The 12,449-nt window shown below is 64.8% G+C and carries 11 protein-coding genes; 5 read left to right on the forward strand and 6 right to left on the reverse strand.

Annotated elements, in window-relative coordinates; translation table 11 throughout:
- Window positions 1-59: 59 nt before the first annotated feature.
- Window positions 60-1,004, forward strand: a complete 945-nt coding sequence (locus tag J7E80_RS04580; RefSeq protein ID WP_215050297.1) for a glycosyltransferase family 9 protein — start codon at window positions 60-62, stop codon at window positions 1,002-1,004.
- Here the strand turns inward: J7E80_RS04580 and J7E80_RS04585 are convergent.
- Entirely contained in the window at window positions 899-1,663 is a 765-nt protein-coding gene (locus J7E80_RS04585; protein WP_311380761.1) for a sigma-70 family RNA polymerase sigma factor, read from the reverse strand. The two genes, J7E80_RS04580 and J7E80_RS04585, sit on opposite strands and share 106 nt — an antisense overlap.
- 351 nt (window positions 1,664-2,014) lie before the next feature.
- Here J7E80_RS04585 and J7E80_RS04590 point away from each other — a divergent pair, with 351 nt between their 5' ends.
- On the forward strand, window positions 2,015-3,106 hold the full coding sequence (locus tag J7E80_RS04590; RefSeq protein WP_215050299.1) for an NAD-dependent epimerase/dehydratase family protein: 1,092 nt from the start codon (window positions 2,015-2,017) through the stop codon (window positions 3,104-3,106).
- A 68-nt stretch (window positions 3,107-3,174) separates the two neighbouring features.
- Here J7E80_RS04590 and J7E80_RS04595 read toward each other — a convergent pair whose 3' ends face one another.
- The gene (locus tag J7E80_RS04595; protein ID WP_215050300.1) at window positions 3,175-3,726 is read right to left on the reverse strand and encodes a hypothetical protein; all 552 of its coding nucleotides are present in this window, start codon (window positions 3,724-3,726) and stop codon (window positions 3,175-3,177) included.
- 191 nt (window positions 3,727-3,917) lie between these two features.
- Here J7E80_RS04595 and J7E80_RS04600 point away from each other — a divergent pair, with 191 nt between their 5' ends.
- On the forward strand, window positions 3,918-4,892 hold the full coding sequence (locus J7E80_RS04600; protein WP_215050301.1) for a hypothetical protein: 975 nt from the start codon (window positions 3,918-3,920) through the stop codon (window positions 4,890-4,892).
- 140 nt (window positions 4,893-5,032) lie between these two features.
- Window positions 5,033-6,160, forward strand: a complete 1,128-nt coding sequence (locus J7E80_RS04605) for a YihY/virulence factor BrkB family protein (protein ID WP_215050302.1) — start codon at window positions 5,033-5,035, stop codon at window positions 6,158-6,160.
- Between the two features lie 142 nt (window positions 6,161-6,302).
- On the opposite strand, the gene J7E80_RS04610 is transcribed toward J7E80_RS04605, so the two are convergent.
- Together J7E80_RS04610 and lepB are read right to left on the reverse strand one after the other, a co-directional pair.
- Window positions 6,303-7,535 carry an acyl-CoA dehydrogenase family protein gene (locus J7E80_RS04610; RefSeq protein WP_251036444.1) on the reverse strand — a complete coding sequence of 411 codons (1,233 nt, stop codon included), beginning with the start codon at window positions 7,533-7,535 and terminating at the stop codon, window positions 6,303-6,305.
- A gap of 287 nt (window positions 7,536-7,822) precedes the next feature.
- On the reverse strand, window positions 7,823-8,269 hold the full coding sequence (gene lepB / locus J7E80_RS04615) for a signal peptidase I (protein ID WP_311380763.1): 447 nt from the start codon (window positions 8,267-8,269) through the stop codon (window positions 7,823-7,825).
- A gap of 686 nt (window positions 8,270-8,955) precedes the next feature.
- Between lepB and J7E80_RS04620 the strand changes: the two genes are divergently transcribed.
- Window positions 8,956-11,136, forward strand: coding sequence for an FG-GAP-like repeat-containing protein (locus J7E80_RS04620; protein WP_215050304.1), 2,181 nt, complete (start codon window positions 8,956-8,958; stop codon window positions 11,134-11,136).
- Window positions 11,137-11,272: 136 nt separating this feature from the next.
- Here the strand turns inward: J7E80_RS04620 and J7E80_RS04625 are convergent, their stop codons facing one another.
- Both J7E80_RS04625 and J7E80_RS04630 read right to left on the reverse strand, forming a co-directional pair.
- Complete coding sequence (locus J7E80_RS04625) at window positions 11,273-11,950, reverse strand: O-methyltransferase (RefSeq protein ID WP_215050305.1); 678 nt, start codon at window positions 11,948-11,950, stop codon at window positions 11,273-11,275.
- A gap of 72 nt (window positions 11,951-12,022) precedes the next feature.
- The gene (locus J7E80_RS04630; protein WP_215050306.1) at window positions 12,023-12,355 is read right to left on the reverse strand and encodes a thiamine-binding protein; all 333 of its coding nucleotides are present in this window, start codon (window positions 12,353-12,355) and stop codon (window positions 12,023-12,025) included.
- Between the last annotated feature and the right edge of the window lie 94 nt (window positions 12,356-12,449).

A 12,449-nucleotide genomic window follows, 5' to 3' on the forward strand; every position in this document is an offset into this window, starting at 1 on the left:
GACTAGACTCCTCGTCAGGCAGCCCGAACGGGTGGTCCTTCAGCTAAGGAGGCCAGGCAGTGGAAGCATTGAATCGCAATCCGGAAGAGCCGGTCCTGCTGGTTCTGCGTGCCCTGAAGCTCGGCGACCTGCTGGTCGCTGTGCCGGCGCTCCGCGCACTTCGGCGGGCTTTCCCGGAGCACCGGCTGCTCTATGCCGCTCAGGGCTGGCTCGCGGAGGCTCTGGATCTGGTGGGCGGGTACGAACTGCTCCCCACGCACGGCCTGGACGTTCCGATTCCCATCGAAGCCGGCCGGGTGGACGTGGCGGTGAACCTTCACGGCAGCGGGCCGGAAAGTGACGACCGGCTGGCTGAGATCAGGCCGCGTACCATCGTCGGGCACCATGCTGACGGCAGGCCTGGCCCGGTGTGGATCAAGGACATCCATGAACGCGAGCGGTGGACCCGCCTGCTGCAGTGGCACGGCATTGAAGCCGAACCCGCTGATTACCGGCTGCTCCCGCCGGGGGTTCCCAGTCCCTGCCCCGGCGCCACGGTGCTTCATGTGGGCGCAGCCTACGGGAGCCGGCTGTGGCCTGCTGAGAGGTTTGCCGAGGTTGCCCGGGAACTGGCCGCCGACGGGCACAATGTCGTCTTCACCGGAAGTACGGCGGAGCGCCCCCGGGCGCTTGATGTTGCCCGCCGGTCCGGCCTCGGAGAGCAGCACGTCCTGGCTGGAAGATTGGGGCTGACGGAATTCGTGGCGGCCGTTGCGGGGGCCAGGCTCGTAGTCTCGGCCGACACCGGCGCAGCACATCTTGCCTCGGCATATTCACGGCCCTCGGTTGTACTGTTCGGACCCGCGCCGGTGGAAGTGTGGGGGCCACCGCCGGGGCCGCACGTTGTGCTCACCGATGCTCAAGCGCGCCGGGGCGACACTTTCGCCGCCACGCCGGACCCGGCACTTCTGGCTGTTTCAGTGGAGGACGTGCTCGCTGCCGTCCGCGGGCTCCCGCTGCCCTGATCTTCCTCGGCCAGGAGCCGGTGCTGCAGGCGGACAAGGATGCGGGACAGTCGACGCGACACCTGCATCTGGGAGATCCCAAACCGTTGGCCCAGTTCGGTTTGCGTCTCTTCACGGAAGTAACGCCGGTAGAGCATTTCCCGGTCCTCCGGATCCAGTTCCTGGATTGCCTCATTCAGGCAGACCAGTTCTTCCAGGCGCTCGATGGGGGCGTCCGGTGAAACCAGCACTTCTGCCAACGGCGGTCCACCCCAGGGATCCGCGTTGTCGAGTGAATCGGGATGCATGCTGCTTCCCGCTGCCTGGGCTTCCCTGACGTCCTCGATCGATACACCCAATTCACCTGCCAATTCCTGTGCGGTGGGGACCCTTCCCAGGGATTGGGCAAGGTCCGGGGCAGTACGCTGCAGGTGTGTCCGGATGTCCTGGACGCGGCGTGGGGGACGCACCGTCCAGCAGCGGTCCCTGAGGAAGCGTTTGAGCTCCCCGCTGATCGTCGGGGCTGCATAGGCGGGAAAGCTCTCGCCCTTGTTCTCGTCATATCCTCTGGCGGCCTTGACCAGTCCAAGGTAAGCCACCTGAACCAGGTCGGCCCGGTCCCTGCCCCGCGTGGCATAACGCGAAGCAAGGGCCTCCGCCAAGTCGAGGTAATTCAGCACCAACTGATTCTGAAAAGCGTCATGGAGACGGCCTGCCCGTGGCACCTTTCGCCGGGAAGAGCCCACGACGACGGACCCGCTCCCGGTGGCTTCGAATTGAAGTTCACGGCTGCATTCGGATGTCACATCCGCAGAGATGAGGGGAGGATTCTCTGGCATTGTCGGGGATTCCTTTGAGTGTGGATCTCTGGAAAGCCTGCGGCAAGACTTAGAAGTAGGAGAACATAAGCGTGCTTATTACACAATGGCTATCGGGGATAGGCTCAGGAAAGCACCTATTCCCCAGCGGAATCTCTCTGGCGGAATCAGAACGGGCCGCTGGAAGTTCAACGCGAGCACGGAGGTAATGACATGCGGATCGCCATCACGGGAGCGAGCGGCAATGCGGGCACGGCTCTGCTGCGAAGGCTGCAGCAGGAATCTGCGGAACTGCCGGGCGGGCTTGAACTGGTGGGCATCAGCCGCCGGATCCCGGACACCTCTCAGGCTCCGTACTCCGGGGTGGAATGGCATGCGGCAGACGTGGGCCTCGACGGCGAACCTGGCAACGGCCTTCGCGCCGCATTCGCCGGAGCAGACGCTGTGGTGCATTTGGCATGGCAGGTCCAGCCCAACCGGGATCTTGCACTGCTGCACCGCACCAACGTTACGGGCACCGCCAACGTGCTGGCCGCGGCCAAAGAGGCAGGAGTCAGCCATCTGGTGTGCGCTTCGTCCGTCGGTGCCTACAGCAAGGCGGACAAGGACCGCCGGGTGGATGAAGGCTGGCCCGTCCACGGCATGGCGGGCTCCCACTACAGCCGGGACAAAGCCGAGCAGGAAGCGCTCCTGCACCGCTTCGCGGCCGACAACCCTTCCATAGCTGTGGCCTGGTTGCGTCCCGGGCTGATCTTCCAGCACGATGCAGGAAGTGAGATCGGAAGGTATTTCCTGGGCCTGGTCCACCCGAAGTTTGTGCCGCGCCGCCCGGCCCTGCCCATTCTGCCCATTCCGAACGAGTTGGTTTTCCAGGCGGTGCACGCGGACGACGTCGCAGACGCCTATTGGCGGGTCCTGGAACGCAGGGCAACTGGAGCTTTCAATGTGGCGGCCGAACCGGTCATCACCCCCCAGAACCTTGCCCGGATCTTCCACGCCCGGCGCATACTCCCCATTCCAGTACGGTTCCTGCACGCCTTCGTTGATGCCACGTGGCGGCTTAGGCTTCAGAAGACAGATTCCGGGTGGGTCGAGATGGCGGCAGGTGCCCCAATCATGGAAACAGCACGGGCCCGCAAGGAACTGGGCTGGGAGCCGCGGATTTCATCTTTGGACGCCGTCAAGGAAGTCATCGAGGGCATGGGAAAAGGAGCCGGCGTTGCCCCGTCCCCGCCGCTCAAGCCCCGGCGCCCACTGCGGCAGGCAGCAGCAGCTTTGGCTCGCCCATGGCTGCCTCGGCGGTGACTACGGCGGCGGGTACTACGGCGGCCGGCACAGGGACGAGGCCAGCCAGACGGCACGCTGACGAGCCGCTACTCGCGGGGGCTGTTCCGGCGGGTGTCGGTGGGATTTGCCTCTCCGTCCGCCCGGACATCCGGGGCGGTGGCGCCAGCCTGCGAATCGCGTCCCGCGTCGATGTCCGTCCTTGCAGCATCCGACCTGGAAGCATCCGCCCTTGCAGCATCTGTCCGCTGATCAGGATCCAGCACCGTCCCGCTACGCCGGTTACCGTCCTCATCTACGTCCGGATCGAGCGCGTTCGCTTTGGTCATGTGCTTCTCTGAATCGGTTCGAAGACCCTGCGCCTCCGACTGGCGCTGCTCGGCCTCCTGGCTGAGACGCGCAGCCTCAACCTGAGCCTTCTCTGCGTCCGCCTTGGCCCGGAGCGCGCGGGCCTCGTTTTCCCGGGCCTCAAGTTCCGTATTTTCCGCCTCCCTGCGGATTTCCGCAGCGTGCTGACGGTTGGCTTCGTCCCGCTTCTGCCTAAACGCCTCCTTGCGCTTCCGGCTCGTCATGACGAGCAGGACGATGAGTGCGACGACGACGATCCCAACAACGATCCAAATCCAGGCAGCTGTCTCCACCGTGGATCCACCTCTCTCCAATTCCAGCACGGGCCGGCCAATGCGTAGAGGGCCCGTTGCAGGCCTCAGCTCGCGGCCGATTGAACTAAGGGCAATCGATACTTACTATCTAATAGTAATCATGCTTACTATTTTACAGCGAGTAACGCCGGTTGTGATCAGCAACCCACCTTCTTTGAGAGAGAGCGATGATGACAGAGAACCCATGGCAGCAGGACGGGAGTTACCCTGAAACGGCCGCCCCCCAGTACTCGGACGCTCAAAACCCGGCAGCGCAAAACATGTTCGGCGTTGAGGAGCCGGCCACGTCCAAGGGGGAGACCGCCAAGGAAGAGTCAGCGGACGTTGCCCGTCAGGCGACCGATTCCGCACGTGCCGTGGCAACAACGGCAAAAACCGAGGCCGCCAACGTCGCTGCCGAGGCGAAGTCGAGCGCCCGGGATCTCCTGTACCAAGCCAAATCCGAGCTGACCGACCAAGCCGTGAGCCAGCAGCAAAAGGCGGCCTCGGGCCTCCGGGCCCTCTCCGATGAACTGCATTCCATGGCGCTGACGTCGGATCAGCCTGGCATTGCCTCCGACCTGGTCCGGCAGGCCGCCGAACGCTCCTCTGCGGCGGCCACGTGGCTTGACGGCAGAGATCCAGGCTCACTGCTGGATGAGGTAAAGTCCTTCGCCAGGCAGCGTCCGGGAACTTTTCTCCTGCTCGCCGCAGGTGCGGGTGTCCTGGCCGGAAGGCTTGCCCGTGGGCTGGGCGCCGGAGCGCCCGATGTTCCCGGCCATGCCGCCAACTACGGATTCCCGAGCTGGCCGGCGGAGACTCGTCGACTCTCGACTGCCGCCGCCGCGGCCGGTAGCGCCGTGCCGCCGCCGGCGGATCTCCCGAGTCCCGACGCCGCTTCCGCGAGCTTCGTCCCGGCGCCCGGTACCGCTGTCCCCCAACCACCGGTGCATCTTCCTGGCCCCGATGCCACCACTGCCGGACTGCCGGGGACGGCTGAGTCCGTTGCCGGACCCCAGACCCCCAACCCCTTGGACTCCCCACAGCTGACCGAGAATCCACAGTCAAGAACGCAGATTGCGGATGATCCCCTTGCGGGCAAACAGCTTGCCGACGATCCCATGGGCAGCGACCCGCGCACGCACGATCGAACCGACCGCCGTTAGGCCAAACGAAACGATGCGTGCCGTTCCGAAGAACACCGAGGCCCAGGATAACGTCCGCCAACCTTGCTCCAGTTGATTGCGTGCCGGCAGCACCCCAAACAGGATCCTGCTGGCCTGCACGTGCCGAAAGGATGGTCCCCATGGCCACGAATGAAGCCCCTGATACCAGCACGGCCAAGGCGTCCACAGCGCCCGCCCCGGACGATGAACGGAAACCTGACAGCCCCACGGATTTGTCCAAGCCGTCCTGGAAGTACATTGCCAAAAAGGCGCTCCGCGAATTCAGCAGGGACCAGTGCCCCGACCTCGCCGCCGGCCTCACCTACTATGCCGTCCTTTCGATGTTCCCGGCGTTGCTCGCCTTGGTTTCGCTCCTGGGAATCTTTGGCCAGGCGGAAAAAACCACCGGAGCCCTTCTGGAGATCGTGCAGGGCATCGCACCCGGCACCGCCATGGATGCTGTCCGCGGACCCATCGAGGAACTAACCAGTTCCCCGGCGGCCGGCTTCACCCTGGTCATCGGTCTCGCGACAGCTCTTTGGTCCGCTTCCGGCTATGTGAACGGGTTCGGGCGGGCCATGAACAGGGTTTACGAAATCGACGAAGGCCGCGGTTTCGTCAAGCTCCGGGGAACCATGCTCGGCGTCACGCTGCTGTCCGTAATCATTGTTGCGCTGCTCGCCGTAATGCTGGTGGTCAGCGGACCGGTGGCCGAAGCCGTAGGCGGCGTTCTCCGACTCGGTGGCTTGTTCCTTACGGTCTGGACCATAGCAAAATGGCCGGTCATCGTCTTGCTGGTGATTGTGGTCATCGCGATCCTCTATTACGCCACCCCCAACGTCAGGCAGCCCAAGATCCGCTGGATGAGCGTCGGCTCGTTCATTGCTTTGATGGTCTTCGTGCTGGCGTCACTGGGGTTTGCCTTCTACGTGGCCAACTTCGGCAACTACAACAAGACCTACGGGGCAATCGGCGGCGTGATCGTCATGCTCCTGTGGCTCTGGATCCTGAATATGTCCCTGCTGTTTGGCGCCGAGATCGACGCCGAGATGGAACGCGGGCGCCAGCTCCAGGCGGGTATCGAAGCCGAGGAGACCATCCAACTGCCGCCTCGTGACACAAAGAAGAGCGACAAAATCCAGGCTCAGGAAGAGGAAGAAGTCCGGCACGGGCGCGAACTCCGTGAGCAGCACGCCAATCAGCAGAACGGCCATGACGGCATGGATGACGACGGCCGGCGGGGGGCAAGCCGGCGCGACGGCAAATAATGCGCTGACGGACCAACACCCACGAACTGTGCGCCAATAAAGCAACAGAGCGGGGAGCGGCCGCCGGCCGCTCCCCGCTCTGTTGGCTTTCAGCCAGCCGCATCCTCCCAAGCTGACCCGCCGCTGTCCCCGTGCCATTACGTCACCAGGTATGCTCCCCCTTCAGTGTGAGTGCGCCGAGCTGGGCGTCATCCCGCGCCGCACGGTGCTCGCGGACGTAAAGCGAAAGGTCCGCGGTGCACTTGCCGTACCGTTCGTCGAAGGCCAGCGGCCCGGGCCCCAGATTCCTGCCGACCAGGAGCTGGACGCGGTCGACGGCGGCAGCAACTGTCCCGCGGACGCGGAGCGCCTCGCTCCACGCACCGGCGCCCGGCCCACTTCCGGTTTCTGCCCCCGCCTCCGCTGAAGGCTTCCCTGGATCAGAGGGGCCAGCGTCAGGCTTCCCTGCTTCAGGCGGACGAGAAGGTTCAGGAGGCTGCCGGTCATCAGGGGCGGGCCTGGCGTTGCCCAGCACACCGCTGTCGATCTGTTCTGCGGCTCGGGCGAGGTACTGGATGGTGGAGGTGAGGATCCGGTCCACTTCCCCGAGGCTGGCAAGGGCCACCTGATCGGGCGCCCGCTGGGACTGCGCCCGCCTCATCAGGGCCGCCTTGAAATACCGGCCCACAGCAATTGCACCCCCCAGCCAGCAGGCCGCCACCCCGATGCCGCCCCAGGCGTAACCGGGGCGTTGAAAATACCAGCCCTCGTCGCCAAGCTGCATGCCGGGCACGCGGTCGAAATGGACCGTCCCGCTGGGAATTTCCCTCAAACCCCGGCTGGTCCATTCGGGGTCCGTGCACGTCACACCGGCATCCCTGAGGTCAACGGCAAAGGCGCCCCGACCTCCATTGGATGTATGGGCGGTGACGACAGCGTGGTCCACGAATTGCGCCAGGGAGCACCAAGGCTTGGACCCCGTGAGCTGCGCCTGGCCGCCCGCGGTGGAGGTCTGAGCAGGCTGATTTGCGCCGGAGCGATACTCAGCGTTCAGGCGGGTGCCAGGGCCTTCAGCGACGAAGACACCCCACGTGCCCGTGAAGGAGTCGCCTCTTCCTGCCTGAAAAAGGATGGCACCCGCGTCAAGATGAGGTTCAAGAACACGGCTTGCTGCCACGTCGATGGATGCAACAGAAGCCAGCAACTCCCAGAGGCGGGCCGTACCGCCGTCGCCCGGCTTTGGCGCAAACCGGCCTGCCTCATGGGCGGCCGCCAGGAGCGCCGGAACGTCTCCCACTGCCGCGGCGATTGACTCGAGGGTGGGATCAAGTTCTGCGAGCTGATCCGGCGTCGAGCTGATGCGGACCGCCTGCCAGCGGCGGTGCGACGGTTTCATGTTCCGCTCGCTGCTGCCCGGCGTCATCAACTGCCAAGTCTTCCGTGGCGGAAGTCACCGAGGCCGAGGCAGCCATGGTACCTACTAGGTTCCAGTGCGCCGGCTTCCCCTGCAGGTGGAGTTCGAGCAGGGTCAGGGAGGACCATCTGAAGGTTGCCTGCCAGAGTCTGGAACGCTTTCATTTCTTCCTCCGCTGCTATTGCCCGGTTCCGGCCCGGGGACGGCCGGCCACGATAAACCAAGCATACTGAGGTCCCCCGCACCGTGACCCTGGCTATTGCCGGGCCTTAACCTCCTGGCGGCCACAGCACGGTGGCCCGCACGTTCTCCAGCGGGACGCTGCCGTAGATGCGCGAGTCGATGGAACCGGACCTGTTGTCGCCGAGGACGAAGACGTGGCCTTCAGGCACCGTGACAGGCCCGAAGTAGGTGCCATCAATGCGGCGGCCGTCGACTCCGGGCTCGAGCTGCGGCACACCGTCCACCATCAGCACAGAGTCCTCGATCGCGACAGACTGGCCCCGGAAGGCGATGGCGCGTTTCAGCGCCGGGTGTCCGTCTTCCGGGCTGGTGAAGACCACAAGATCTCCGGCATGGACCCCGGCAAGGATCGGGCCCGGCTTGTACAGCAGGATGGTGCTTCCCGTGGGCACCGCGGGTTCCATGCTTTCGGAGTTGACCGTCATCGGCTCAAGGATCCACAATCGCGTGGCGAGCAAACCGGCGGCGAGCACCGCCGCCGTCGGGGTTTTCCTCCCCCAGAATCCCTGCCGGGAATTTCCGTCCGGGCTGCTATGCCGTGGGCCTGTCTTGCTGGCTAGCCGTCCCCTTCGGGACGTGCCGTCATGTACGGGCCGGCGAAGCCGAACCCGCCCTCCGGACACGGACATGGCTACGCCTCCTTCGATCGGCTGCCCTGAGCATGGTCGGCTGTTCTTGGGAAAAACTGGCTGTAGGGGTCCTGCTGGTATACAGCCTCGGGAGCACCCCCACAATGGCCCCCTCAAATCGATGGCTTAACTTCTGGGGCCGGTGGGGTCACGGATACGAGGAGGCACCGAACACTGTTTGAGGGGATTGCGCCCCTGCCAGCCCGGGATTTCATAAGCAACGGGAGGCATTCTTTGAATGTCCGGAACCGGCGAGAGTGGCTGCTACCGGGTCAGGACAGGCCCCCGCCGGGTCCGGCGCCATATCCCCAGCGGCGCGGGCCCGGCGTCCTCTTGCAAGCGGTGTTTTTCCCGCTATTTCCAGCGCTAACCAACAGTAAATACCTTGGAAAACGGCGATATTTTCGCTTACTCCGATCCGAGATTAATCCAAGGTCCCTGAGCAAATGTGGCGGTGGCTGGGAATCCAATTCCCCGCCTGGCCTTGAAGGTACTGGGGGCCACTAATCGAGTGTCCATAAGGAGTCACCATGTTTTCCAAGTCCGTAGACCGGCCCGAGACGCGAGACGGAGCGCGCAGCTTCACAGCGTCCCGGCCAGCCCACCGTCAGCCGACGACAACAACCTCCCGCCGTCTCGCCGCCGTTGTCGCCGGCGCCCTGCTGGCCGCTTCCCTGGCGCCGCTGGCTGCCGTTCCCGCGAGCGCCGAAACTGCCGGCGTCGGACCCATTGATGAGGCGAACGGTTTCCCCACCTGGTATTCAGACGGAACCGTCAAACTGCAGCTCTGCTACGAAGCAGGCATGGGCTGCCTCGCGGAACCGCCGAACCCGGACCAGCCTGCGTCCTACCCCGACAACTTCCCGGACGAGGCATTCTGGTTCGCCGCTGAGGCCTCCGGCGGCAACCTTGATCTCTATGAGGCCGCCCTCGAAGCAGCCCACGCCAATGAGGCCGTGATCGACGGCGATCAGCAGGGCTTCGCCAGGCTCCGGTTCCGGCTCAGCAACCTGGTAGCTGGCGAAAACTACACCATCCAGCACCCATATGGTTCCCACACCTTCGAGGCCGTCGACGAAGAAGGCGTGGGAGTGATCAACGAGACGATTGACGCCGGAGTCTGCACTCCGAGTCCAACCGTTCCCTGCGACTGGGCAGCAGTCGGCGCCGCGTTCCTCGGAGACTTCGGCAGCGGAACAACCGCCGCCTTCCTGCACCAGACGAATGCCCCGGCAGGAGCCATTGGGGATATTAATGCTCCTGGCACAGTGACAGGTGCCCCTTCAGGCCTCAACGCCGTGGTCGTTACCGGGCCCGACGTCGGCGGCCCCGGCATCGACACTCTGACGGTAACCCAGTTCGCGGTCCAGGGCCTGATTGCAGAGGGCACCGACGGCGGACCTTCCACCCCTGATCTGGCAGCCGCCAGTGACAGCGGCCGCTCCAGCACGGACAACATCACGAACGTCACTGCGCCCACCCTGACCGGCACCCTTCCCGCTGGCACCGAGGGTCCCGTGGAGCTCATCGTCGACGGCGGCGCTCCGCTCGCCGCCACGGTAACGGGCTCGACATACTCGCTGAGGCTGGCATCGCTTGCCCAAGCCAGCCACACCGTGCAGGCGCGCGCGGGTGATCTGACGTCCGCCACGCTCAGGTTCACGGTGGACACCACGGCGCCCACCGTCGCCCTGACGACCCCGCTCCCGTCCACGCCCAGCCTGGACAACACTCCCACGCTGCACTTCGGAAGTGCTGACGCTCAGGCGCGGTTCGAATGCCAGCTGCTGCCGACGAACGCGACATGGGATGCCACCTGCGCCTCGCCCAAGACGTGGGACGCACAGGCCAACGGCGCGCACATCTTCAACGTCCGCGCGACGGATACTGCCGGCAACGTCAGCACCACTGCGACCCGGACCCTGCACATCGGTCAGAGCGTGACAGCGGCGAAGGCCAAACTGCAGGATTTCAACTCCGACGGCAAGGCCGACGTGGTCTCCCGCGACTCCAGCGGACGGCTCTGGCTCTACCGGGGCAACGGCACCGGTGGCTTCATCGGAAAGTCCCTGGTCGGCAGCGGCTGGAACACCATGACGTCTATCGTGAGCCCGGGCGACTTCAGCGGTGACGGCAGGGCCGACATCGTAGCCCGCGACACCAGCGGACGGCTGTGGCTCTACCGCGGCAATGGCGCAGGCGGAGTCGGTGCAAAGATCCAGATCGGCAACGGTTGGAACACCTTGAACGCCATCTTTGGCCCCGGCGATTTCAACAACGACGGCCGGATCGACCTGGCAGCCCGCAATGCCGCAGGGAACCTGTTCCTCTACTTCGGCAACGGTGGCGGCGGCTTCCTTGGCAACGCCCTGATCGGCAATGGCTGGGGCGGTATGAACAGCATCGTCGCTCCAGGCGACTTCAACGGTGACGGCAAGGCCGACCTCGTGGCCCGCGATGCGGCCGGAAACCTCTTCCTCTACCGCGGCGACGGAGGTGGCGCATTCCTCGGAAAGGTTCAGATCGGCAACGGATGGAACGCCATGAACAGCATCATGGCCCCCGGTGACTTCAACGGCGACCGCAAGGCCGACCTGATGGCCCGGGATTCCAGCGGACGGCTCTTCCTGTACCGCGGCAGCGGAACCGGAAGCTTCGTCGGAAACCTCCAGGTAGGAACCGGCTGGAACACGATGAACTCCATCAGTTAGCGCACCATAAGGCTTACAGCCTGACCAGCAAAAGCACCGCCCGCGTACACCCAGTACGCGGGCAGTGCTTTTGGCGGGGCGGTGCTTTTGGTGCTTTTGCTGGGGCATTCAGCCGGTGGCTCCAGCAGCCCTGGCCCTAGAGAACAACGGCCAGGGCGAAGCCGTCCCAGCCCTTGGAGCCCACCGTCTGGATGACTGTGGCGTCGAGCCGGCTGTCCTCCCCCATCAGCTTCAGGGCATTGAGGATCCCCGGCGCATTAACCTCGTCCATTGAAGGGTCCAGTACCGAGCCCTCCCACACCGCGTTGTCCATCACGATGGTGGTTCCCGGCCTGCCGAGACGGACCGCCCAGTCCAGGTAATGGGCATCGTTCTCCTTGTCCGCATCGATGAAGACGAAGTCGAAGGCGTCGGCTCCCTCCGCCTCGAGCGCGGCCAGCGTGTCGAGTGCGGCTCCGACCCGGATCTCCACCTTGTGGCCGAGCCCTGCCGCGTCCACGTTCGCCCGCGCGACGTCCGCGTGTTTGGCGAGGTACTCGCACGTCACCAGCCACCCGTCGTCGGGAAGCGCCTGGGCCATCCAGATCGTGCTGAAGCCGGCCAGGGTGCCGATCTCCAGCACGCGGCGGGCTCCGGAACTCTTGACAAGCAGTTTCAGCAGCTTGCCGGCGTTCGGGGTCACCTCAATCGGCGGCAGGCCGGCGTCGGCAGCGGATTGCACCGCGCGCTGCAGCGCGCCGTCGGGACGGACGACGACGTCGGACAGGAATTCCTCTACGGCCACCCACTCGGGTCGGGTCTTGTGTTCAAACATGGCCCCAGTCTCCCAGCAACGGAACGTCCGGGATAGGGCCCGGTGGTTACCCTCCGGACCAGCCCGGACGTCTCAGGACTGCCCGGTGATCGCGTTCTCCAGGCGATCCACCTTGGCTGTAAGTTCGCCGGAGAAGCCAGGCCGGATATCGGCTTTGATCACCAGTGAAACCCTGCTGCCGTATTTCCCCACTTCCTCGGCAGCGCGTTTAACTACATCGAATACCTCATCCCATTCACCCTCAATCGTGGTGAACATGGAGTCCGTCTGGTTGGGCAGCCCGGATTCGCGGACGATCCTGACGGCGGCAGCAACTGCATCTTGGACAGACGCGTCACCTCCCGCCTTGGCGTAGGCCGGATCGGCGGGAACTCCGGACGGGGCAACTGAAAATGCAAGCAACATGGGTTTAGTCTGGCATGCCGCTAAAGTGGCCGGCGGGGTGTCCCTCGTCATATTTGGCGCTACCACTCGGTAACGAAGTCGGCGGGACACCGCG

This window comes from Arthrobacter sp. ISL-28 (assembly GCF_018613875.1).
In the GTDB taxonomy this organism is placed as follows: Bacteria; Actinomycetota; Actinomycetes; order Actinomycetales; family Micrococcaceae; genus Arthrobacter.